The 24,240-nt window shown below is 55.4% G+C and carries 20 protein-coding genes and 1 tRNA gene; 7 read left to right on the forward strand and 14 right to left on the reverse strand.

The window, feature by feature from the left end:
* Positions 1–78 precede the first annotated feature (78 nt).
* The 3 genes from CKW23_RS07240 to dibA form a co-directional block, all read right to left on the reverse strand.
* A complete protein-coding gene (locus CKW23_RS07240; RefSeq protein ID WP_025258056.1) occupies positions 79–1,086 on the reverse strand; it encodes a sulfate ABC transporter substrate-binding protein in 1,008 nt (335 codons plus the stop codon).
* Between the two features lie 145 nt (positions 1,087–1,231).
* The gene (oscA, locus tag CKW23_RS07245; RefSeq protein WP_025258055.1) at positions 1,232–1,414 is read right to left on the reverse strand and encodes a sulfur starvation response protein OscA; all 183 of its coding nucleotides are present in this window, start codon (positions 1,412–1,414) and stop codon (positions 1,232–1,234) included.
* 206 nt (positions 1,415–1,620) lie between these two features.
* Entirely contained in the window at positions 1,621–3,555 is a 1,935-nt protein-coding gene (dibA, locus tag CKW23_RS07250; RefSeq protein ID WP_025258054.1) for a phosphodiesterase DibA, read from the reverse strand.
* A 157-nt stretch (positions 3,556–3,712) separates the two neighbouring features.
* On the opposite strand from dibA, the gene desA reads away from it, so the two are divergent.
* A complete protein-coding gene (gene desA / locus CKW23_RS07255) occupies positions 3,713–4,897 on the forward strand; it encodes a delta-9 fatty acid desaturase DesA (RefSeq protein WP_025258053.1) in 1,185 nt (394 codons plus the stop codon).
* A 136-nt stretch (positions 4,898–5,033) separates the two neighbouring features.
* Positions 5,034–6,035, forward strand: a complete 1,002-nt coding sequence (locus tag CKW23_RS07260) for a sensor domain-containing diguanylate cyclase (protein ID WP_025258052.1) — start codon at positions 5,034–5,036, stop codon at positions 6,033–6,035.
* Between the two features lie 32 nt (positions 6,036–6,067).
* Here CKW23_RS07260 and CKW23_RS07265 read toward each other — a convergent pair whose 3' ends face one another.
* From CKW23_RS07265 to gabD, 3 genes are all read right to left on the reverse strand, one after another.
* Positions 6,068–7,453, reverse strand: coding sequence for a response regulator (locus CKW23_RS07265; protein ID WP_038399732.1), 1,386 nt, complete (start codon positions 7,451–7,453; stop codon positions 6,068–6,070).
* Between the two features lie 160 nt (positions 7,454–7,613).
* On the reverse strand, positions 7,614–8,894 hold the full coding sequence (gene gabT / locus CKW23_RS07275; protein ID WP_025258050.1) for a 4-aminobutyrate--2-oxoglutarate transaminase: 1,281 nt from the start codon (positions 8,892–8,894) through the stop codon (positions 7,614–7,616).
* A 120-nt stretch (positions 8,895–9,014) separates the two neighbouring features.
* Positions 9,015–10,457, reverse strand: coding sequence for an NADP-dependent succinate-semialdehyde dehydrogenase (gene gabD, locus CKW23_RS07280; RefSeq protein WP_025258049.1), 1,443 nt, complete (start codon positions 10,455–10,457; stop codon positions 9,015–9,017).
* A 474-nt stretch (positions 10,458–10,931) separates the two neighbouring features.
* Here gabD and CKW23_RS07290 point away from each other — a divergent pair.
* Positions 10,932–11,008, forward strand: a tRNA-Arg gene (locus tag CKW23_RS07290).
* 163 nt (positions 11,009–11,171) lie between these two features.
* Here CKW23_RS07290 and CKW23_RS07295 read toward each other — a convergent pair.
* From CKW23_RS07295 to CKW23_RS07325, 7 genes are all read right to left on the reverse strand, one after another.
* A complete protein-coding gene (locus CKW23_RS07295; protein WP_143008713.1) occupies positions 11,172–12,824 on the reverse strand; it encodes a hypothetical protein in 1,653 nt (550 codons plus the stop codon).
* A 66-nt stretch (positions 12,825–12,890) separates the two neighbouring features.
* The gene (locus tag CKW23_RS07300) at positions 12,891–13,892 is read right to left on the reverse strand and encodes a glycosyltransferase (RefSeq protein ID WP_025258046.1); all 1,002 of its coding nucleotides are present in this window, start codon (positions 13,890–13,892) and stop codon (positions 12,891–12,893) included.
* Positions 13,885–14,763, reverse strand: a complete 879-nt coding sequence (locus CKW23_RS07305) for a hypothetical protein (protein WP_025258045.1) — start codon at positions 14,761–14,763, stop codon at positions 13,885–13,887. Before CKW23_RS07305 ends, CKW23_RS07300 begins: the two co-directional genes overlap by 8 nt.
* A 283-nt stretch (positions 14,764–15,046) precedes the next feature.
* Complete coding sequence (locus CKW23_RS07310; protein ID WP_038399730.1) at positions 15,047–16,807, reverse strand: ABC transporter ATP-binding protein; 1,761 nt, start codon at positions 16,805–16,807, stop codon at positions 15,047–15,049.
* Positions 16,808–16,811: 4 nt separating this feature from the next.
* Positions 16,812–17,936, reverse strand: coding sequence for a DegT/DnrJ/EryC1/StrS aminotransferase family protein (locus CKW23_RS07315; RefSeq protein ID WP_025258043.1), 1,125 nt, complete (start codon positions 17,934–17,936; stop codon positions 16,812–16,814).
* Positions 17,933–18,397 (reverse strand): acyltransferase, encoded by a 465-nt coding sequence (locus CKW23_RS07320; protein WP_025258042.1) that lies wholly within the window; start codon positions 18,395–18,397, stop codon positions 17,933–17,935. Before CKW23_RS07320 ends, CKW23_RS07315 begins: the two co-directional genes overlap by 4 nt.
* The gene (locus CKW23_RS07325) at positions 18,390–18,794 is read right to left on the reverse strand and encodes an FdtA/QdtA family cupin domain-containing protein (protein ID WP_236249429.1); all 405 of its coding nucleotides are present in this window, start codon (positions 18,792–18,794) and stop codon (positions 18,390–18,392) included. Before CKW23_RS07325 ends, CKW23_RS07320 begins: the two co-directional genes overlap by 8 nt.
* Positions 18,795–19,188: 394 nt before the next feature.
* Between CKW23_RS07325 and CKW23_RS07330 the strand changes: the two genes are divergently transcribed.
* Complete coding sequence (locus CKW23_RS07330; protein ID WP_025258040.1) at positions 19,189–19,470, forward strand: hypothetical protein; 282 nt, start codon at positions 19,189–19,191, stop codon at positions 19,468–19,470.
* Between the two features lie 13 nt (positions 19,471–19,483).
* Here CKW23_RS07330 and CKW23_RS07335 read toward each other — a convergent pair whose 3' ends face one another.
* The gene (locus CKW23_RS07335) at positions 19,484–21,067 is read right to left on the reverse strand and encodes a methyl-accepting chemotaxis protein (RefSeq protein WP_025258039.1); all 1,584 of its coding nucleotides are present in this window, start codon (positions 21,065–21,067) and stop codon (positions 19,484–19,486) included.
* Positions 21,068–22,223: 1,156 nt separating this feature from the next.
* Here CKW23_RS07335 and CKW23_RS07345 point away from each other — a divergent pair.
* The 3 genes from CKW23_RS07345 to CKW23_RS07355 all read left to right on the forward strand — a co-directional run bounded on the left by CKW23_RS07345 (position 22,224) and on the right by CKW23_RS07355 (position 24,210).
* Entirely contained in the window at positions 22,224–23,051 is an 828-nt protein-coding gene (locus tag CKW23_RS07345) for an energy transducer TonB (protein WP_095067322.1), read from the forward strand.
* Positions 23,052–23,122: 71 nt separating this feature from the next.
* Positions 23,123–23,809, forward strand: a complete 687-nt coding sequence (locus tag CKW23_RS07350; protein WP_038399729.1) for a MotA/TolQ/ExbB proton channel family protein — start codon at positions 23,123–23,125, stop codon at positions 23,807–23,809.
* The gene (locus tag CKW23_RS07355; RefSeq protein ID WP_025258035.1) at positions 23,809–24,210 is read left to right on the forward strand and encodes a biopolymer transporter ExbD; all 402 of its coding nucleotides are present in this window, start codon (positions 23,809–23,811) and stop codon (positions 24,208–24,210) included. The genes CKW23_RS07350 and CKW23_RS07355 overlap by 1 nt, the downstream gene beginning before the upstream one ends.
* The last annotated feature ends 30 nt before the right edge of the window (positions 24,211–24,240 follow it).

Here is a 24,240-nt window from a genome sequence, read left to right on the forward strand (position 1 = left end):
AGCCCGGAAACGAATCCGGGCTAATGAACGTGTCCTGGACGGCACTGCTTTCGGGGCAGTACCGCCTGGTTGCACAGATTACTGCGCTTGGTAGATCTGGTCGAACACACCGCCGTCATTGAAAAATTTCGGCTGCGCAGTTTTCCAGCCGCCAAAGTCTTTGTCGATAGTGACCAGCTCCAGTTTCGGGAATTGCTTCTCGTACTTGGCGGCAACTTCCGGATCACGCGGGCGGTAGAAGTTCTTGGCTGCGATTTCCTGACCTGCCTTGCTGTACAGGTGCTTCAGGTATTCGGTAGCGATTTCGGTGTTGCCTTTCTTCTCGGCGTTCTTGTCGACGACCGCAACAGGCGGCTCGGCCAGGATCGACAGGGAAGGTACGACGATATCGAACTTGTCGTTGCCACCGTCTTCCTTCAGAGCCAGGAACGCTTCGTTTTCCCAGGCCAGCAACACGTCACCCTGACCGTTGTTGACGAAGGTAATGGTCGAACCGCGAGCACCAGTGTCCAGGATCGGCACGTGCTTGAACAAAGTCTGCACGTACTCCTTGGCCTTGGCTTCGCTGCCACCGGACTTCAGGCCATAGGCCCAGGCTGCCAGGAAGTTCCAGCGCGCACCGCCGCTGGTTTTAGGATTCGGAGTGATAACCGAAACATCCTTCTTGATCAGGTCACCCCAGTCCTTGATGCCTTTAGGGTTGCCCTTGCGCACCAGGAACACGATGGTCGAGGTGTAAGGCGTGCTGGCATCTGGCAGGCGAGTCTGCCAGTTCTCTGGCAGAGTCTTGCCCAGCTTGGCGATTTCATCGATATCACCAGCCAAAGCCAGGGTCACGACGTCAGCGCGCAGACCGTCGATGACCGCACGGCCTTGCTTGCCCGAACCACCGTGGGACTGCTTGACGGTGACGGTGTCGTCCGGATGAGCCTTTTTCCAGTAGCTGGCGAACTCTGCGTTGTACTCCTGATACAGCTCGCGTGTCGGATCATAGGACACGTTGAGCAATTCATAATCCTTTGCAACAGCGGAACCTGCAAAAACAGCGCTGGCCAGAGCAGCCAAAGCGAAACGGCGAATTGACATAAGGTGGAGCTCCTGGAAATTCTAAGTGTTGGCTTTTTTGGATTCTTCTTGGCGCTTCAAAACCGCATTCGGAAGGGAGCGCTGCTGTTCACGGGTGTATCAGGAGTCAAAGTGAAGCCCTCCGGTTAACCAGTCGGGTATGCAATCAGCTCGGCTTGGCGCCAGAGTTCTGCAAACGAAACTTTTCCTTACGCTCGATCTGAACCACTTGGGCGTTATGCACAGTGATTTCGACGGCGCCAAAACGCAGGTCACGCAGCGCACTCTGAATTTCACGCAGAATTGCTGCTTCGTCCTGACCGTCAACACTACGTAGAGATGCGCTCATAATCGTATTCCTTGAAATTTGAGAGGCCTGCCTGTCGCGACTGGGGGCGATGGCTTGTGGCGGTGAGGCAATATTAGATACGCAGAGTTATTCTTAAAAAGACTATTTAAGAATGCAGATATAACCAAAAGTCATTTGGCGTTGCAGCATGCAGCCGGAGCGCCTTGCACGCCCCGGCAGGCCTGGATTCCACAGGCGAAAATCCTTCAGATAACGCGCTGACGAAAGTCCGGCGCTCGCAACCAATCGATCTTTTCAGCAGGCATCGGCCGAGCGAACCAATAGCCCTGGCCAAGCTGGCAACCATTTTCCAGCAGAAAACCTGCCTGCTCGGCCTGCTCGATACCTTCAGCCAGCACCCGCATCCCCATGCTCCTGGCCAGGGCAATGATGATGCGCACAATCGCGATATCGTCCTCATCGACAGGCAAACCGGCAACGAACCCCTGATCGATTTTGAGTTTCTGTACGGGCATGCGCTTGAGCCGCAGCAACGATGAGTAGCCGGTGCCGAAATCATCGATGGCCAGGCTCAGGCCCAGATTGCGCAATCGATGCAGTTGTTCGATGGCCTGCTCGGGGTCGTCCATTACCGCACTTTCGGTAACTTCCAGCTCCAGAAAGCCAGGGTCGAGCCCGGTATCGCGCAGCACCTGAGCCACTTGCCGGTCCAGATCACCATGACTGAACAGCCGGCTGGAGATATTCACCGCAACAAATGACAGGTTGACGCCCTCTTCCAGCCAGGTGCGCATCTGTCGGCAGGCCGTGTTCAAGACCCAGGCATCGATATCGGCAATCAGGCCGCTCTGCTCGGCGATCGGAATGAATTCTCCCGGCGAAACCATGCCACGCCTTGGATGCTCCCAACGCACCAGAGCCTCAACCCCCTTGATACGGCTGTTCTGCAGGTCATGAATCGGCTGGTAGAACACCCGCAACTCCTGCTGCTCGATGGCCCGGTGCAACTCACTGGCCAGTTCAACCCGCTGCTGGGCATGCGCGGTGAGTTCTTCGGTATACAGCGCATAACCTTCGCGCCCGTCGCTCTTGGCCTTGAACAGGGCGGAATCTGCGTTGCGCAACAATTGCACCACCGTCAGCGCGTCGCCGGGGAACAGGCTGATGCCAATACTGGCGGTCATGAACAGCTCGTGATCGTCGAGCAGAAACGGCTTCTTGAAACTGTCGATGATCTGCTGGGCCAGGGCGGCGGCCTGCACGGTCTGCTGGCAGTTCTTCACCAGCAGCGCAAACTCGTCGCCGCCCAGTCGCGCCAGTGTCAATTCGCTGTCGAACAGGCTCTTCAGGCGCTCGGCCACTGCCTTGAGCACCTGATCGCCAACGCTGTGACCCAGGCTGTCATTGATGTTCTTGAAGTGGTCGAGGTCGATGAGCAGCAAGGCGCAACCGCGCTTGCTGGAACGGGCATGGGCCAGCGCCTGAGTGGCACGATCCGTGAACAGCAGCCGATTGGGCAGGTCTGTCAGGGCGTCGTAATGAGCCAGTTGGGCCAGTTCCTGCTCGGACCGCTTGATGGCCGTGATGTCCGAGAACACCGCCACGAAGTGCCTGATCTGGCCATCCTGATCCTTGATGCCACGAATGCTCTGCCACTGTGGATAAATGTCGCCGCTCTTGCGCCGGTTCCAGATTTCGCCACTCCATTGCCCGGCACTGAGAATGGAACGGTACATCTGCCGATAGAACTCGGGGCCGTGGCGCCCGGACTTGAACTTGCTCGGGTTGAAGCCCAGCACTTCATCGGCCTGATAGCCGGTGATTTCCATGAAGGCGCGGTTCACATGAACGATCAGGCCCTTTTCATCGGTTACCAATACCCCTTCGCGGGTACTGTCGAAGACCGCCGAAGCCAGCCGCAGGCGCTCCTGATCTTCCTCCTGCTGGCGACGCAATTGCGCGTCGATGCCCATGAACCTGAGCAATCGGCCACGGGCGATAAAAACCATGACCGCGCTGAGCACTACCCAGAGATAAACCCCAACCTGCTGCCAGAAAGCCAATCGAGCCGGTTCTTCGATCCAATGTGGCAGCAGCTCGTCGCACGCCACAAACCACAAAACAGAGGACAACCCGTACAAAAGCGCGGTCCGCAGGGCCTCATAAGAAGAATTGTTCATAAGAATGCATAAAGCCTTACAAAATGACCGGATTATAAAGCAAGAAACATCCTGCGACTCTTATCTAAAAGAGCGACTGGTTTTCTGTGAAAGCTAAGTGATAATGCGCTTGTTACTTTGTTTTTCACACGCGTCTCTACCGAGGGCCAAACAGCCTATGTGGTACAACGGTTTGCTCGACCTTTCCGTCTGGCAGTTAATAGCAGTCACGCTGGTAATGACCCACGTGACCATCGTCGGCGTTACGGTTTACCTGCATCGCTACTCCGCTCACCGCTCCCTGGAACTCAACGCCGGGCTCAAGCACTTCTTCCGTTTCTGGCTGTGGCTGACCACGGCGCAGAACACCCGCGAGTGGACAGCCATCCACCGCAAGCACCACGCAAAATGCGAAACCGCCGATGACCCGCACAGCCCGGTCGTCAAGGGCCTCTCCACCGTTCTGCGCAAGGGTGCAGAGCTGTATCGTGCCGAGGCGCAGAATCAGGACACCTTGCGCATCTACGGCAAGAACTGCCCCGAAGACTGGATCGAGCGCAACCTCTATTCGCGCTACAAGATGCTGGGCATCGCCCTGATGGCCGTCATCGACCTGGCGCTGTTCGGCGTGCTCGGTATCACCGTCTGGGCCGTGCAGATGATGTGGATTCCGTTCTGGGCCGCTGGCGTGGTCAACGGTCTGGGTCATGCCGTGGGCTATCGCAACTTCGAGTGCCGCGATGCGGCGACCAATCTGGTGCCATGGGGTATCGTGATCGGTGGCGAAGAACTGCACAACAACCATCACACCTATCCCAACTCGGCCAAGCTGTCGGTCAAGCCATGGGAGTTCGACATGGGCTGGGCCTGGATCAAGCTGTTCAGCGCGCTGCGTCTGGCCAAGGTCCAGCGAGTCGCGCCGATTGCCCACCGGGTCGAAGGCAAGGGCCATATGGACATGGACACCGCCATGGCGATCCTCAACAACCGCTTCCAGATCATGGCTCAGTACCGCAAGCTGGTCATCGGCCCGCTGGTTGCACAGGAGCTGGCCAAGGCCGACGCCTCGGTGCGTCACCAGTTCCACCGCGCCAAACGTCTGCTTTCCCGGGAAACCAGCCTGCTGGAGGACAAGCATCACGTACGCATCCAGGCCATGCTCGAACACAGTCATGCCCTGAAAGTGATCTACGAGAAACGCCTTGCCCTGCAACAGATCTGGCTCAAGACCAGCAGCAACGGCCATGACATGCTCAGCGCCATCAAGGACTGGGTACAGGAAGCCGAGGCCAGCGGTATTCAGTCACTGCGCGACTTTGCAGATCAGCTGAAAACCTACTCCCTGCGCCCCGCTCAAGCCTGACACCGTTGATCGGCGTGCCCACCTGGGCGCGCCGATACCGGAACTTCCCTCCTGAAAATCAATCTCAAAGGCTTCCCCATAATCCGTTTGGGTGGATGCTGCGGCCTTGGCCGCACGTCATTTGAGATGCCGCACGATGGAAAAGCAGACAGCAATCGCCCTACCCACGGCTACGCAAATAGCCGAGATGCCTGCGGCAGCAGAAACCCTGCTGGCCCTGATGCATGCCCAGGCAGAAGTAGCTCGCCTGAGCGAGCGCGAACAACTCTTCAGTTCACTGCTGGTGAGCGTCAATGCCGTACTGTGGGCATTCGACTGGGAAACCCAGCGCATGGTCTATGTCAGCCCTGCCTACGAGAAGATATTCGGTCGCTCGGCAGGCCTGCTGCTGGCTGACTTCGCGGAATGGCGCGACAGTATCTATCCCGATGACCTGAACTACGCCGAACGCAGCCTGAGCGACGTCATCGAAAAAGGCTCCATCGAAGATCGCGAATACCGGATCATCCGGGCCGATGGCGAGATCCGCTGGCTGAGCGACAAATGCTTCGTCAGCCACCGCACCGATCCCAGCCAGCGCCTGATAGTGGTCGGCATCGCCGAAGACATCACCGAGAAAAAACACCTCGAAGACGAACTGCAGCGCCTGGCAACCACCGACGTGTTGACCCAGAGCAGCAACCGTCGTCACTTCTTCGAGTGCGCCCAGCGCGAGTTCGAGCTGGCACGGCTCAATGACACACCATTGGCCTTTCTGCTGCTGGACGTCGATGACTTCAAACTGGTCAACGATACCTACGGCCACCAGGAAGGTGATGTGGTGCTGCAGCGTATCGCCGAAAGCGGCCGCTCGGCGCTACGTCGCGGTGATCTGTTCGGGCGTATTGGCGGTGAAGAGTTTGCAGCGGTATTTCCTGGTTGCGCCCCTGAGATGGCCATGCAGATCGCCGAGCGCCTGCAACGTGAAATCCAGCGCCAGAGCTTCCAGTGCAATAACACCACGTTCGGTATCACCGCCAGCCAGGGCCTGACCAACCTGGGCCCGGAAGACACCAGCCTGGAAGCGCTCTATGCACGAGCGGATGCGGCGATGTATCAGGCAAAGCGTCAGGGCAAGAACCAGATTGTTCTGGTGTGAGGCCTTCTCGAATGAACTCATTCGAGAAGGCCTCACCCCTTCGGCAACTCCTGAACCCCGACGCCCGGGTCTTCCACACTGGCAACTCCCGGATCCACAGGCTCTGACGTAATATCCAGCAGGTCCCTATCAGCCTCTTGTTCAGGCTCAGGCTCTGCCACTTCAGCCACCACCGGCGCCAGCAGGCTTGGGTCGGTTACGCCCGTGAGCTTCTTGCGCAGACGCTGCAAGTCCCCAACGCTCAATTTCAGCAGCTTGGCAGACTTGGTCTTGACCAGCGTCGTCACGCTTTCATGCTCCCCCAGACGGGCCATTTGCCCGGCGAGGTTCATGGCCAGCACTTCACGGGTGTAGATGCCGGTGTTGTACTGATACACCGCCGCAATCAGCTCACGCAGCTCAAGCGGCAGACGCCAGCGAGTGCGCAAGGCTGAGCCGTAGGCAGCAGAGTATTGTTCCAGAGATTGCCTGATCACCTCTTCGTCCAGATGACCGCCTGCCAGCAACCACTCCTGCAGACAGCCCAGCACCGCCAGATCTCCCAGCGACTGCAGCAAACCCGCGCAGAAGCATCGCTCGACATCGAGTTCCAGCATGCCACCCAGAATGCGTGCGTAATCAGCTGTGCGTTGCGACATTGTCCAGAACTTGCTGGCCTCGACCAGCAGTGCATCGTTTGTCAGCACCGCCATGCGCTTCTTGGCAAGGGCGGTCACGATACTCGCACTCTGTACCGCCCCCAGCACACCAATGGCCAACCCCAGGGTCTGGACAGGCTTGCCCAGGTGCTGCGCCGCGCTATTGGCGGCCGCGATCAGTACCGCCGTAATGTGAGGGTCGTTGCGCAACTCCTGCTCGAGCAAGGCAGCATCAATGCTACCGCCACTCTGGCTGAGCTTGAGCGCGGTGGCGACATCCACAAACAGTGGCGCGCCATCAGCCACATCACGTCTTTTTTCGAGAAACTTGGTCAGGGTCAACCCGGGTGTCAGTGCAGGCATCTCACCCGGCACGGGTGCACGACGTTCCAGCAACAGGCCTTCAAGGCGCTGACGCAGCCCTTCGGTATTCAGAGGTTTGGTCAGGTAAGCCGTAGGCGCAAGCGGCAGGACTTCGCGCACGCTGGCGCTGTCGCTACGGTTGCTGAGCAGAATAAAAGGAATGGGAGGCTGACGACGCAAGGCGCGGATGCCCCGCAGCAGACTCAAACCGTCGATAACCGGCAACTCCCTGGCCGCTACCACCAGGTCCGGCAGATGTTTCTTGATCCATTCAACGGCCTGCTTGCCGTCGCTGCACATCTCCAATTCGACGTCAGCCCGCACGCTCAACACCAGATCACTGAGGGTTTCGCGAACCCATGGATCCGATTCAGCAATCAATACGCGAGGCATCGCAGTCAAATCTACAGCAGTCATCAGAACTCTCCGACATCGATTCGCTCACCTTAGCCAAAGCCTTCGTCCGGATATATAGCTGTAAGCGATAAATCCTGTTCTCAAGACGAAAAAACCCTGCCGAGGCAGGGTTTTTTCTGTCTGTCTGGTCACAAATCACTCAATCTGTAACCGCACTTTTTCAGGCCAGCTCTGCGAAACACTCTTCCAGAATAGCCAGACCTTTGTTCAGCAGCTCATCCTCGGCCGTCAGAGGCACCAGAACGCGCAGGACGTTGCCATAAGTACCGCACGACAACAGGATCAGACCCTTGTCACGGGCCTTGGCCACAACCTGAGCGACAGCAGCAGCGTTTGGCTTGTGGCTGTCACCATCTTCAAAAAGCTCGACAGCGATCATTGCGCCCAAGGCACGAACTTCGCCGATGACCGGGTATTTGGCCTGGATGGCTTTCAGACCGGAAACCAGGTGCTCACCCACTGTGTTGCAGCGCGCCAGCAGGTTTTCCTCTTCAAACACTTCCAGAACAGCCAGGGCCGCGGCACAGGCTACCGGGCTGCCGGCATAAGTACCGCCCAGACCGCCTGGAGCGATGGCATCCATGTACTCGGCCTTGCCGCAAACGCCCGCCAGCGGGAAACCGCCTGCGATGGACTTGGCAAAGGTGGTCAGATCGGCAGCAACGCCCATCTGCTCCATGGCGAAGAAAGTGCCGGTACGGCCAGCGCCAGTCTGCACTTCATCAGCGATGAGCAGAATGCCGTGCTTGTCGCACAGCTCACGCAGACGCAGCATGAACGCCTTCGGTGCCACATAGAAACCACCTTCGCCCTGCACAGGCTCGATGATGATAGCGGCAATATCCTTGGGCTCTGCGTCGTTCTTGAAGATGCGCTCGATGCTGGCAATGGAGTCATCAACGCTCACACCATGCAGCTCGCACGGGTAAAGGGCGCGGAACACACCGCCCGGCATCAGGCCCATGCCGGCCGAGTAAGGCACGACTTTACCAGTCAGCCCCAGGGTCATCATGGTACGACCGTGATAGGCACCGGTGAAGGCAATCACGCCTGCGCGGCCAGTCGCTGCGCGAGCGATCTTGACGGCGTTTTCCACAGCTTCGGAACCGGTGGTCACCAGCAGGGTTTTCTTGGCGAAATCACCTGGAACCCGAGCGTTGATTTTTTCGCACAGCTCTACATACGGCTCGTAAGCCAGTACCTGGAAGCAGGTGTGAGACAGCTTGGTCAGTTGCTCTTGTACGGCGGCGATGATTTTCGGGTGCAGGTGACCGGTGTTCAGTACTGCGATACCGCCCGCGAAGTCGATGAACTCACGACCTTCGACGTCGGTAACGGTGGCGTTCTTTGCCGATGCGGCAAAGATCGGGTGGATCTGACCAACGCCACGTGGGACAGCGTTCTGGCGGCGTTGCATCAAGGATTCGTTTGTATTGCTCATGTATTCCTCATTCGCCGCTCATCGGTCGGCGTAGTTCAAGGATTAAGCAGCCGGGGTGGGCTGCAGCAGCATACGATGATCGACTGCTGCAACGCCCGGCTACCGGTCAAGCCCGCAGCGTCAAACGCTCAGGCACAGGTATTTGATTTCCAGATAGTCTTCGATGCCGTACTTGGAGCCTTCGCGGCCCAGCCCCGAGGACTTGATGCCACCGAACGGAGCCAGTTCGTTGGAGATCAGGCCGGTGTTAATACCCACCATGCCGTACTCCAGCGCTTCGGCCACACGGAACACGCGGCTCATGTTCTGAGCATAGAAGTAGGAAGCCAGACCGAACTCGGTATCGTTGGCCAGCGCGATCACTTCAGCCTCGTCCTTGAAGCGGAACAGCGGCGCCAGCGGACCGAAGGTTTCTTCCTTCGCCACAGCGGCATCCTTGGGCACATTGACCAGAATGGTCGGCTCAAAGAAGGTACCTTCCAGGCTATTGCCGCCGAACAGCACTTTCGCGCCTTTGCCGACAGCATCGGCAATATGCTCTTTAACCTTGGCAACGGCCTTCTCGTCGATCAGCGGGCCGGTGGTAATGCCTTCTTCCAGACCGTTACCGATCTTGAGCTTGGCAACTGCGGCCTGAAGCTTCTCGGCGAATGCATCGTAAACGGCGTCCTGCACATAGATACGGTTGGCGCAGACGCAGGTCTGACCGTTGTTGCGGTACTTGGAGATGATCGCGCCATCGACGGCCTTGTCCAGGTCAGCATCGTCGAACACGATGAAGGGCGCGTTACCGCCCAGCTCCAGCGACACTTTCTTGATGTCCTGCGCACATTCAGCCATCAACTGGCGACCGATTTCGGTCGAGCCGGTAAAGGACAGCTTGCGCACGATCGGGTTGCCAGTAAGCTCGCTGCCGATATCGCCAGCGCTGCCCGTCACCACGCTGAACACGCCAGCAGGGATGCCAGCACGCTCAGCCAGCTCAGCCAGGGCCAGTGCAGAATAAGGGGTCTGCGAAGCGGGCTTGAGCACCATGGTGCAGCCGGCGGCCAGAGCTGGACCGGCCTTGCGGGTGATCATCGCGGCCGGGAAGTTCCACGGCGTAATGGCAGCTGTCACACCAATCGGCTGCTTGAGCACGATCAGGCGCTTGTCCGGCTGATGGCCCGGAATCACGTCGCCATAGACACGCTTGGCTTCTTCGGCAAACCACTCGATAAAGGAAGCTGCATAAGCAATCTCGCCCTTGGCCTCGGCCAGCGGCTTGCCTTGCTCCAGCGTCATCAGACGGCCCAAGTCATCCTGATTCTCGATCATCAGCTCGAACCAGCGGCGCAGCTTGTTGCCACGCTCCTTGGCGGTCAGGGCACGCCAGGCTGGCAGCGCCTTGTCGGCTGCTTCGATGGCACGGCGGGTTTCGGCAGCGCCCATCTTTGGCACGGTACCGAGAATTTCATGGGTCGCCGGGTTATTGACCTTGATCGTCTGACCACCGTCCGCATCCAGCCACTGGCCGTTGATATAGGCTTGCTGGCGGAACAGTTTGGAATCTTTGAGCTGCATGTCGGCCTCCTAAACAGCACCGCACAAGGGCGGAGCGAACTATTGAATATCGATGCACCCCGTTTGGAAGCCATCGCCAGGAAAACATTCCATCGGCCTCAGCGACGCATGTCGCGGAAAAACGGGAAGACCGAACAAGAGCGTTTGAAATCTCAAACGAATCCTAGGGACTGCTGGGGTAAAGGACAATAGGCTGTTCAAAAAAAAGAACAGGCCGACAATGGAAAGATGAACGTCCCTGGCTATTGGAAGCTCTTGAGCACCGTCAGCAGGCTTGCAAGGTTGTCAGGCGCCCTAGACTGGCCAACCGCCTCAGTCGCCTTGGCAGCGCAGGTGGTGTCGAGGCTGTAAAGTGGGCGAGTCGCCAAAAGAGCATAGATGTGAAACCACAGAAGCAAAAGTCGCGTTTTCCCACCAGAAGCTAAAGCCAGCATGGACGCCCGCCCGTCAGATGAGTATCATGGCGCCCGCGTTGCACTCGTAGCTCAGCTGGATAGAGTACTGCCCTCCGAAGGCAGGGGTCGTGGGTTCGAATCCCGCCGAGTGCGCCATCTTCCTTTCCCTTGGTTCCAAGGGTTGCCGCTTCAGCCGAAAACTCTCTTGCTGCTCAACCAGAACCGCCAATGCTGACGGGCTAGTTATATCCTGTGCGTAATCGCTGAGCGCAAACCCCACCTTGAAGCAGGTGGGGTATGAAGTCACTTGATGCGAACTCTAGACGTGCTGGGCCGCGCTCACTTCAGTGAAGTCTTGAGCATGCCGGACAGCGGTACGGCGCCTGTGAAAAATATAGAGCGCCGTGAGTATCCAGAACGAAATCATGGTTTCCAGAAAGCTGAAAACCTGGTTATTCGCCGGGATATACAAGAACATGATGGCAAATAACGGCAGCAGCATTTTCGCAAAGAAGTCATCATCATTGACCACGGCAAGGTAAACGTTTGCGAAATACCAGCCCAGGATCAACATGACAATCGACACGCCAAAGAAGCCGACATCATTTGCCATGTAGCTGTAGAACGAATGCCAGTAAACATTCTCGTCCCACCGTGCGGTAATTTTGCGCTGGAACGTTCTATCCCTTACATCAATGCCAAGGTGCTCGGCGAAAACTCGCTGCAGGAATACCGAATGCCCGATGCCATATGAGCTATCGAATTTCTCTCCAAGCGCAATGGATACGCCTTGGTAGCCCTGAACCAGATAGACGGTCAGCTTTTCATAGAAGTCGGTAAGGTTGGACTTCTCAGGTACGACTGCGACTGCAACCTGGGCAGGCACATCTGCCACTTTGGCAATCTGTGGCAAGGCCGCAGTTTCGATCTTCGCAGGCAACTCCGGAGTCATCGCCTTTGCCGGTAAAGGTGCTGTATTGCTCTTCGCTGTAGCTTCCTTGTTATCAACCGTCGCTGGCAAGGCTACAACATTGGTCTTGGCAGGCCGCACAGTAATATCGACGCTTTCCGGTACGGCTGGAGCAGTGTCTTTCACAGGCGAGTCTGCACCCTTGGCTTTCTCAGCCGGATCCAGATCGCTTTTGAACACACTTCCCGTTTCATTCAAGTAGCTGAACGAAACCGGCTTTTCGTCTTCAAAGAAAACCTTGTAAGGCGATACTCCGGATTTGACGCTATAAAACTGCCAGAACGAGAACAGGAATATAAAGACCAGGAAGAACAGAAAGGTCTTGCGCCGTCCGAGTTCGACAAAAAACCCGGCAGACTTATTCGAAATAACCACACCAAACAAGCAAACCGACACAACAAACAGGTAATAAAAATTGATTGCGCTCAGACTGGAGATGATACCCGTGCACAACGGAAGCATGACCACCAGAAAACCCACAAGCTTGCGCGTGGTACTCAGCCGGTCCCAGAAGAACACCAGGCCTGGCAACAGGACGTACTTGAACACTCCGAAAAACAGGAGCATTCCTGTTACATAGGCATTCCCCGAAAACCCTTCTCTTGAGGCAGCAGAAGCATAAAAACTTCTCACCTCAGCAGGCGCCAATAACCCCTTAAGCAACTCCGAGAAAAAACCGGTGGGGAAATATGATCTGGAAAGCGTCGTATTGCGATGAAGGATAACCATCGCAATGAAAGCGAAGACGATAATAATCCAGTAATATCTCAAAAACAGATTATCACCGTTCGGTTCAACAGCCCTGTCCGGCTGTTTTAGCGAGAAACGGCAGGAAAGAAGATACCCGGCGATAAAAAACGCGTGATACAGGGATACGACAAAAAGGAATTCTTTTTTGTTTTCGACAGGCCAGATCACCGGACCGAAAAAAAACAGCCACAGCGTGAAGAGCAGATAGCTTTCAACAAGTAAAAGCGGTATGTAAAATTTAGCAGTTTTCATCCAGCCCACCGAAGAAGATTAAACCTGTTCCAATACCCAGAAACTTCAAGCTCATCCGCTGCTTACTCATGCCTGGCGGTGCCCTGCATGAAAATCAGACGCCCTTTTGCTGACCAGTTCATAGTGGGACTTGTGGCGCACTGCATCGGGAGTCGACTCGGAATAACGCTTCACGGTTGGCACGAGTCGTGTAACCAATCGAAGCAGATAAACATAGTAGTTCAGATTGAGCAGCTTTTTCAAAAACCCGTTATCCAGGTTGTAGCAATACAGGCGATTCTTCAAGAGAATACGTCCGAACCAGCCTTTCTCCAGAGAGAGCATGTGGTTGAAGATATTCAGCTTGTCCTTGTCGAAGTCCGACCCCCTGACAAGATACGTCGATCCTGATGTGCGCCGGTAGTACACATACACTTTGCTGGACTGGTGAAAACTGACATTTCCATAAAGCTCGGCAGTCTTTACCAACATAGGGAAGTCTTCAGTCACGCTGTAGCTATTGATGAACTGGCAAAGCTCATCATTCAGCAGAAGTTTTTTATTGCAAAAGAGATTGGGCGTATTGATGCTGCTGATGTTTTTCAGACGCGCCATGAACGGCTTGTCTTTATAGATGGTATCAGAAGCCAGGATATGGAACAGGGTCGAAGGTGAATTGATAATCTCACCATCGATCAACAGCAGCGGCAGACCTGAATAATAGTCATGAGTGCTTAACTGTTCGGCCTCTTCGAAAAGATTCACACACGAGTAGACATCATCGCCAGCGGTAATCTTGAACAGCTCACTCTCAACATGAGGCCAGATACGGGTGTAGTTAAAGCAGGTACCATTGTTTTTTGAATGGTCCAGAACCTTGACATCATGAAACAGATGACCATGAACAGACAGCCAGCGATTGACCAGCTCAATGGTCTTGTCCCGGGAACAGTCATCCGCGATAACCAGACAAAAATCGTAGTCGGCACCGAAGCTTTCTATCAGAAATCTTATGCTTTCGAGGTGCTCGACAATATAAAGCTCGTGATTAAACGTCAAAACACCAAATGTAAATTTCTTCTTAGCCACGAGAAACACCTTCACTCAATTTTTTTGCCAACACTCTGTACAAGAAGATGAACGCCTTAAAACCAACCATCTTGAAGCCGAGTACAAAAAAATCGACTTTCCATTTCAAGCTGTACTTTCCATCAGACAAAGACTCACTTGCCACACCCCTTTTATTGATGTCTATCGGCAAATCATACTTCTTCAGTACCGGTGTAATAACGCTAGGCACCCACTTCCCTCGACGGATCGCGCCGCCAAGCGTGTAGTTGTAGACAAACGTATCTTCCTTGCCGATCTGGGCGCAGTAAAAGGTGTCGCCGCCGCTATAAGTCCGCGCGCTACCGAAAAACTCCCACGCCCAAGGCGAGTCAACTTCACCGGTAAACTCGGCAAGCTTACGGGTTCTCCAGAGAGCAGGCGCAGAATTCAAGCGGTAGTCATCTCGCGCGCCTACCACTTCAAAACCGTCAAACTCGCCTTCAACCCTGTTCACGCCAGGAATATTGCTGAAATAAAAAACAGCGATTTCGGAGCGTTCTTTCATGGCCCGGATGCCGTCAGCTATTTTCGACTGATTGACGGGAGACTCCAGGATGAAATCATCAAACAGAGTGATAACAAATTCAGTTTCCACCAGGGCCAGAGCTTTGCGTAACCGCCAGCCCCAAGGTCGCTTGGCTTCATCAGCCGACAGTTTCAATGTACGTATCTGAAACCCGTCAAACTCGAAACTTTTACGCTCCGTGTTCAATATGACCCGACAGTCACAGTCAGGCCACATCTCCTTGAGTGAGTAGAAAAAAGGGAGCCACACATCTTCATAACTGTCGCAGGAGTTAACAATGATTGTGCAATCCTTCCCACTCACCCTGCCAACGTTATCACTCATGACCCACTCCAACGTAAACCGCCGGGGGAGAGCCTGAAATAGCCATGCATTTCTGACCGCTGTCCCCTGATTCTCAAAGCAGTAAACCCATCCATTTGGATAGACTTCCACTCAATTCTGTTTTTCCGCTATCAGGCGCATCTTGCAGCGGCCACTTCCTACCTTGCAGATGCACCTGCGCCCTGCTTCAAAGCAGGGCGCATGAATGTTTCTAACATCGACGATATGCGTAGCGAGGTCTTGCCGGACGAAACCATGCCCCCGAAGACCCGCTCATTTAAAACTAACGAACGGCACCGCACACGGATTCATAAGAGCCATACCTTACCACCGTTCCACCTTCGACCTCGATAACAGTATCACAGGTCTCCAGCGTATTAAGGCGGTGCGCAATGACGATCAATGTCGTGCCATCCCCCAGATCATCGACGGCGCGCATGACTTCCTGCTCGGTTTTACTGTCCAGCGCACTGGTCGCTTCATCCAGAATGATAACGCTGGCTTCTTTATAGAAAGCACGCGCTATCGCAATGCGCTGGCGCTGTCCGCCGGAAAGAAAGACACCTCGCTCTCCCACCGGAGTCTCATAACCAGCAGACCACGATTCAATGACATCGGATATTTGCGCCTTGGCGGCGGCTCGCTTCACACGATCGAAATCGATATTTTCGTAAGGCACCCCAAAGGCTATGTTTTCAGCCACTGAAGCATCGGACAGAAAGATCTGCTGTGGCACGTGGGCAATGTTCCCTTGCCAGTTTCGACTGTTGTCCGTGTTCACCTCGACACCGTCGACCGTAAAGACACCGTCAGTTGGAGTCAGCAACCCCATCAGAATATCGATCAGGGTACTTTTTCCACTGCCCGTGGCCCCCATCAAGCCTACACGCGAACCTTTGGGAATATTCAGGCTGATGTTTTTCAACACCCACGGCGCATCGTTCCCATAGCGATACGAGACATTATCCAGCGACAGACGATCGTTGAAGTCCAGCGGAATGCGCGTCGTTTCGATTTCGACGTCATTACGCTCTTCTGGCAGAAGGTCCAATACATCTCGCAAGGAGTCCTGCGCACCACTGATACATGCCCAGGCAGCATAGGATTGCTGCAGCACCGGAAGCAGGCGTTGCGCCGCCAGCGCCAGCGCGCCCAGCATGGGAATGGATGCAAGCAGCCCACCGGGCAACTGCGCAAGCCAATAGGCAAAAATCGCAATCATCAGCATGCCGAACGATTCGATAGCGAATCGTGGTGAGTTCGCGATGATCTGGATATTAGCCTTGGCCCGACGCAGCTTGTAATCGGCGCTATCGAAGTCCTTTCGATAGGTGCGCTGAGACGAGTCGATGATCACGTCCCGAATACCTTCAAGACTTTCACTCATCAACTTCAGCAGCCGATCGGAAGTGACGCTCACCACCAGACTGTCTTTTCTCAACTGCTTCCTGGTCACCAGTACAACCGCCAGGTAGACCCCGCCAAAACTTGCAAAGGCGAGAAAGGCGACGACCGGCTGAATGGCCAGGACAATCACAAGGATTGCCAACATCATGAAAGCCGAGCTGACAATGGTCAGGGAGGGGAAAAGAAACTCCCGCACCACGGTATCGACCTTGTTGAAAATGGCAGTGATCACTTCACTGCTGTTCCTGGAGATGTGCTTGCTGTAAGGCTGATGAATAACCGTCTTGTATATATCGCCTGCCAGATCGCCACCGACGGCCGAACTCAGTCTGTTCTGCGCCCACATCAGCACAAAACGACTGACACCGGAGAATATGGCCGCGACAGCAAAAATGGCGGTCAACGGCAATAAAAGCCCGTTGGCAGAGTCGATTCCCATGGCTGCAAAGAGATCACCCACCAGCGGCTGGCTCAGTAGCTTCTCGGGATTGATCAGGACAGCCAGAAAGGGAACGATGGCTCCGATGCTGACTATTTCCGCAAGCGATGCAACCACCATGAGCCCGAGGATCACAAAGAACTGCAGCTTTCTCTTGAGTGTAAAACACTTCCAAAGGCGGCCTAGCAACTGAATCATTGAGTCACTCTTCGCAAGAAAAATTATTAACGGCTGCGATGACCAGTTCGACTTCAGCCGATGTCATTTCAGGACTCATTGGCAAACTCAGGACTTGCTGATGGATCTTCTCGGTCACCGGATAGCTGTGGCCATTGAGCTCTTTGTAAGCCTGCTGCTGATGGACAGGAATCGGGTAGTGAATGATGGTTTGAATACCTTGCGCGGCCAGATGCTGCTGCAACACATCACGCTGCCGGCATTGAACGACAAACAGATGCCACACATGGCTGTGCAGCGACAACGGGCAAGTGCCGGTGGCAAGTGGCAGTTCTACGGCAGGGTTGTTGATACCCTCCATGTACATCCTGGCAATTTCCCTGCGGCGTGCTGTCTGGTCATCCAGATACTTGAGCTTGACGCTGAGCATGGCTGCCTGAATTTCATCCAGACGGCTGTTCACACCCTGGTAGAGATTCTTGTACTTTTCATGGGAGCCATAGTTACGCAGTGCGCGCAGGACTTTCGCCAGCTCGTCGTCGTCGGTGGTAACAGCGCCCGCATCGCCCAGAGCCCCCAGGTTTTTTCCTGGATAAAAGCTGAAGCCCGAAGCATCGCCCCAGCTCCCTGCCCTTCGGCCATTGAAGCTCGCGCCATGGGCCTGGGCTGAGTCTTCCAGAACAAGAAGCCCCTTTTCCTCAGCCAGCGCCATCAATGCCGTCATGTCGGACAATTGCCCGTACAGGTGGACTGGCATGAGCACACGGGTTCTGGAAGTCACCGCAGCCCGGGCATTGACAGGGCACAGGTTGTAAGTGTTCGCATCGGGCTCGACCAGAACCGGCACCAGGCGATTTTCGGTAATAGCCAGAACACTGGCGATGTAGGTGTTAGCCGGCACGATGACTTCGTCGCCATCCTTGAGTTTCCCCAGCTCTTTCCAGGCACGCAACGTCAGGTTCAGCGCATCGAGGCCGTTGGCAACGCCAATGCAATGCCGGCTACCGCTGTAGGCTGCAAAACTTTCTTCAAAAGCCGACAGTTCATTACCGCCGATGTACCAGCCCGAATCAATGACACGGGTGCACGACTCGATCAATTCGTCACGCATCGTCGAATTGATTTTTTTCAAATCCAGAAAGCTGATCATTTGTCCAGGTACCTGATAATTCTTGCCGGGTTGCCGACTACAACAGCGCTGTCGGGCACATCTTTAGTGACCACAGAACCTGCACCTACCATTGCATTACTACCGATGGTGATACCCGGCAGCAATGTTGCATTGGCCCCAATACTTGCCCCGGCCTTGACCGTTATGCCTTGAAACGCATCGGGATATACTTTCGACCTGGGCATTGGATCGTTGGTAAACGTTGCGTTAGGACCAATAAAAACGTTGTCTTCCACGCGAGTGCCGCTCCACAGGAAAACACCCGATTTGACAGTAACATTGTCGCCCACGATGACATCGCCTTCGATCAGCGTATGGGCACAGATATTACAGTTACGACCGATAACCGCGCCCTCCAGAACCACGGAGTATTGCCAGATACGTGTCGAACTACCAATGCTTGAACTTTTGACATCGGCCAGAGCGTGAATCTCAGACATTATTTATCTCCGTGAGAAAACGATCATAATTTCTGATGTAATCCGACTCGTCATAATGCTCGCTGGCCAGTACTAACAATATGCAGTCGTCACTGAAGTCATGCATTTCACGCCAGACCATACTTTCGATCAGCAATCCTCGGGTAGCACTGTCCATCACGGTTTCTTCACGAACTTTTCCGTTATCCAGCACCATCCGGCACTGTCCGGCAACGCAGATAGCAACTTGTTTCAGGTTACGGTGAGCATGATACCCGCGACTGACACCTTCGCCGGTCCGATAGATGTAATAAACGCGCTTAATATCAAAAGGTATTGCTTTTTCCATACCAATTTCCAAAGCGACCAACCCTCCTCGTTCATCGCCCAGACTGGGAAAGTCAATCCATTTCATCATGCTCACTTCACATGCTCCGCTATATTTTCTGATTGGCGCTGTATAAGAATTCATCGAGATCGGCAATCGCTACGAAAAACGAATGGCTCAGCACTTACCCTGCGTTTTGCACCGGGGAGCTGCAATGCCTTTTTGCTATCTCTGCATGCGCCAGATCTTCGAGAGATTGTACACCGAGGCTCTGCAGGTCCGCTCATCGACTCAACCCCCCGATAATACGCAGGGCAGGCCACCAGTTATACCTTTATGAGCCCTGATCGATGAAAACATCTGTGTATCCCACGCCATGCCGCAGACGCGTTTCGTATCATGGCTATGAAAAAACGATCTCAGTGTAGGCACGAGGGAGCACAGCGCAAGACAATGCCCCGCCCAAACCACGGATGGACATGCAATGAAGGTAAAAAAACGATCAGCCCGATCCCAGCGCATACGCGAGCAGCAGCGGCTGAACCTGCAACGCTATTGGCTGGATTTCTATCGCACCCGCTATTGGGCCAAGGTCATGGGGGCTGTTTCGATGATGGTGCTGATGGCCGGGGTATCGCTGTACACGAAAAGCATGATGCCGCTCTATCTGATGACACCGATTGCAGTAATCGGTGTGCTGATGCTGACCTGGTTCTGGCGCAAACGGATCGGGCTGGTTGCCGATAAACCGAACCAGCCCGAATAAGACGCCTTTCATCTCAAAACCTAAATCGCCCGACACTCGCCTGCAAGCTGCCGCCCAGCCTGGCCAACTCGGTGCTGGACATGGCGGTTTCGCCGCTGGCGACGAAGGTCTGTTCCGAGATCACTCGCACGTTCACAACCCGGCGGTTGATTTCATCGGCGACGATGCTCTGTTGCTCGGCGGCTGCGGCGATCTGGGTGTTCATCTGTTCGACGGTGGAAACCGAACGGCTGATGCTCATCAATGAGGTTCCGGCCCGGCGAGTCAGCTCCACACTGCTTTTGCTCAATGACAGGCTATTGCCGAGGAACGCGGCGACTTTCTGAGTACCATTCTGCAGGCTGCTGACCAGCCCTTCGATCTCCTCAGTGGATGCCTGGGTGCGCTGGGCGAGGCTTCGGACTTCGTCGGCGACCACGGCAAAGCCACGACCGGCAGCACCTGCCCGCGCCGCTTCGATGGCGGCGTTGAGGGCCAGGAGATTGGTCTGCTGGGCGACCGACTTGATCACATCCAGCACTGTGCCGATCTTGTCGCTTTCGCGGCTCAGGTCGTTCATGGCGTCAGTCGAGTGATTGACCTCTTCAGCCAGACGCCCGATCTGGTCGATGGCCTGAAGCACGACCTCATCGCTCTTGCGGGCTTCGTCGTGAGCGGCGATAGCGGCGTGGGAAGCGTCTTCGGCGTTGCGAGCCACTTCCTGAACAGTAGCAGCCATCTGGTTCATGGCGACCGCAACCTGATCCGTCTCGCTCTTCTGGCTGGTAACCCCTGCGGTGGTTTGCTCGGTGACTGCCGAGAGCTGTTCGGAAGCACTGGCCAATTGCACGACACCGTCACGAATCCCGCCAATCAGGTCGCGCAGATTGACGGTCATGCGCTGCATGCTGGTTTGCAGAAGGCCCAGTTCGTCCTTGCGATTGACCGGAATGTCGGCGCTCAGGTCACCGGCGGCCACCCTTTCGGCAGCCTGCAGGGTTTCCATCAGCGGGCCCACGATTGATCGGGTGATGAGCCAGGCCGCCAATGCACCGAGAATGAGCGCGAAAGCCGTCGCAGCGATCAGCAGGAGCCTGGCCTCGGCAATATCTTCATCGCGTTTGGAGGTCTGGCTGATCATCAGCTGCCCGCCTGCGTCGAAGAGACTGGCCACTTCGGTATCCAGACCGCTCTGGGCTTGCCTGAGCTTTGACTCGTCATGGATCTCGGTAGCCCGGACAAAATCCTGAAAATGACTGCGGTAGCGCTGGGTCGTCTCCATGGCCCGGTAAATCAGGGCCAGATCCTGCGGATGGCTGAGCAGAGCCCTGACTTCTTCGTAATGGGTTTCAAGATTGTCGTTAGCCTTGAGCACGGCTGTCGCTCGATCCGCACTGGGCTGGACGGCGTAGGTCAACCGCGCAATACGCATGTCCCGCACCATTTCGTTGAGCTGGGAAATGGACGTCAGCTTCTGGCCCCGATCACGCAGGATACCGATTTCCACCCAACTGAAAGCAGCGATCAGGGTCGTCAGCAGCAGAACGCTGACAAACCCCAGGATCAATTTCGATCTGACACTGATATTGCCCAGCATACCTGCGAACCAGTTGACCATCTCAGAGCGCTCCGTGCACGTTTAGGTGCTGGTGAGTGTCCTCAGGGTCTTTCGGGTTCCGTCGTCTGCCTCATGGATGATCCCTTGGTATCCCCTGTGCGACGATCTGTATGTCCGCCGTTACAAAAAGACACAAGTTGGCACATTTCTTCCTAGTGGAACACTCGTACCAGAAAATCACTGGTTTTGCTGCATGGAAAGCGCCCATCGCGCACCACTGTGCAGTCACCGGATGCCACAGCGTCCATAAACAGTGCAAAGACCCGATCAAAAGTCGTGTCTCTTCAGATAAGGAGATCCATTCGTGCCCTATAGCGCTCGCTGTCTTTTCTACCCCGCCGCTCGTTCCGCCACCGAGTTCGTCCTTGCATGGACCTTCTGTCGCCCTGAGCGACCTGTCTTTTTCCTGAATCATTAGTGCACCGAGAACGAGAGTATTCACGTTCCCGTTTTGTATTTTTTGACTCATGCACTTTCTTTTATCAGCGGTCTATCGGCAGGTTCAGACGAGAACAATTATTCAACTAGATTAAAGTGGATTTCGTCCGACAATCCATCATTTAGTTCCAAATAGCCACCACTCTTTCAGAGTGGGCGCTCGGACTTTTCCTGCTTTTTATAAAGATTTTAAAAACACATCATCTTTCACTAAGGAGAATTTTCTGTGAGCCCTTGATTATCAACTGCACCAACTTGACTCGACTCATACAACATTGGTGCATGCCGTCAGCCGGATTTTAACTGGTGTCTTTTTGATATCGTCTGAAAAAACAGAGGGTATTCTTTCGCCCTCGACTTAATGACCTCACCCCTTGATAAACAGTGGGCCCAGCTCAGATTTTCCAAGGATTCGATAAAAAATTACATGAATGCGACATCCGCTCTATTTCATCCATTACAGACCACTTCCTGAAAGTTTCTGGCATAGCGGTTGCTAACTAGCCTTCAGGAACCCTCGCTACCTTCGGGTACGCGATAAGAAAAAGGACGCTCAATGCCATCTTCATAATCCGTAAACCGTTTTTATCCGATTGAGCCTGACTTGCAGCTCCACGGAACCGTGCGCCTGTTAAATGTGCAGCCCTCCAGTATTTGAACATTCACGAAATGTTTGAACGGACTTTTATTGCCCTTCAACTATTCCGAGGGAGCTTTAATGAATGATGCGGCAACCCTGAAATCGGTCTCTGATCCATTACCCGGTGAAGTTCCCACGGCATGGCAGAGTATTCCGTTTACAGCCAATACCTCACGACCTGGCAGTCTGAATAAACCGCAGGTTTTCCTGTTGATTGCCGCTTCGGTACTTATTCACGGTGTGGTCTGGTGGTACATGCAGACCGCCAAAGCCGAGCTTCCGGAAGTTGCGCCCCAGGTTCCGGAAATGACGATTGAGCTGACCAGCCCGACACCACCGACACCGCAAGCGCCGCCTCCGGAGCCACCTCCACCTGCGCCGCCACCTCCGCCCCCCGAGCCCGAGCCCGAAAAACCGGTTGAGGACCCGGACGCGGTCAAGCCACCGCCCAAACCGGTGGAAAAGCCGAAAGTCGAAAAACCCAAACCGGTCAAGAAACCGGAGCCCGTACAAAAGCCAAGGCCACCCGCGCCGCCGGCACCGCCTGCGCCCAGTGCCCCGAGTACCCCGGCACCGCCGACACCTTCGCCCGCCCCTCCAGCACCTGCGGCGCCGGTCAAGGAAAGCGCAGCCGTTTCAGGGCTCGCCAGCCTTGGTAATCCGCCGCCCGAGTACCCGGGTCTGGCGTTACGACGCAGTTGGGAAGGTCGCGTGATTCTGCGCATCAAGGTTCTGGCCAATGGCCGGGCCGGCAGTGTTGAGGTGACCAGATCCAGCGGCAAACCGGTCCTGGACGAAGCAGCCGTGGAAGCCGTGCGCAACTGGAAGTTCATCCCGGCCAAACGTGGTGACACGCCTATCGAAGGCTTCGCGACACAGACCATCGACTTCAAGCTTCCGGAATGATCCGGCGGATAACAACCGACAACTTTATTCAAGCTGGTGAGGTGTAAACCATGAACGCATCGCTTTCTTCCATGATTGTCCCGGCCGTGCTCTGGGCACTCATTCTGTTTTCCGTATTGAGCTGGGCCCTGTTGCTGATCAAGTCGGCGCAGTACATGAGGCAGAAATCCCAGAACAAACAGTTCACCCAGGCCTTCTGGAGTGCCCCGGATCTGCTGACGGCGGCCGAACACGCTTCCCAGTATCCGGGCGCACTGGCCCGTATCGCCAACAGCGGCTTTGAAGCGATGGCGGTCGAAGACGCACCTCGTACCACCCAGCAACTGGCCCACACCATCAACCGTTCCGACCGCCTGGAACGCAATCTGCGCCAACAGATCCAGAAAGAACGCCGGGCACTGGAAAACGGTCAGGCCATTCTGGCCAGTATCGGCAGCACCGCACCTTTCATCGGCCTGTTCGGTACGGTCTGGGGCATCATGGAGGCACTGCAAAGCATCGGCCTCACGGGTTCGGCCAGCCTTGAAGCGGTGGCAGGCCCCATCGGCCACGCTCTGGTTGCCACCGGGGTCGGGATCGCCGTCGCGGTGCCAGCGGTGCTGATCTACAACTTCTTCCTGCGCCGCCTGAAGCTGGCCGTGGCCGACATGGACGACTTCGCCCATGACTTCGATTCGCTCGCTCAGCGCAGCGCCTTCGCCGTCACGCGTCAACCCATCGCCACCCGCCACAACCACTCCGTTCGGGAGGCAAGCTAATGGCCTTTTCCAACCAGGACAGCGATGAAGTGCTCAGCGAAATGAACGTCACGCCATTGGTGGATGTGATGCTCGTGCTGCTGGTGGTGTTCATCGTCACCACACCGCTGATGACCAATGCGATCAAGGTCAACCTGCCCAAGACCGACTCGGTGGCACCAGCCGAGAAAAAGGACCCGGTGGTGGTCAGCGTCGATCAGGACGGCAAGTTCTATCTGGCCAAATCTGAAATTGCCCCCGAACTGCTGGAAAGAAGCCTGCAGGACGAGAAGGCCAAAGACCCGGAAATCCGCGTCCAGTTGCAGGCCGATACGGCCGTGAACTATGGCCAGGTGGCCAAGGCCATGGCCTCGATCGAGCGATCGGGCATTACGAAGATATCCGTCATGACCTCGAAATGACATGAGGGCTTCGCCGCGCGAAGCCTGTTG

This window comes from Pseudomonas sp. Irchel 3A18, assembly GCF_900187465.1.
In the GTDB taxonomy this organism is placed as follows: Bacteria; Pseudomonadota; Gammaproteobacteria; order Pseudomonadales; family Pseudomonadaceae; genus Aquipseudomonas; species Aquipseudomonas cichorii.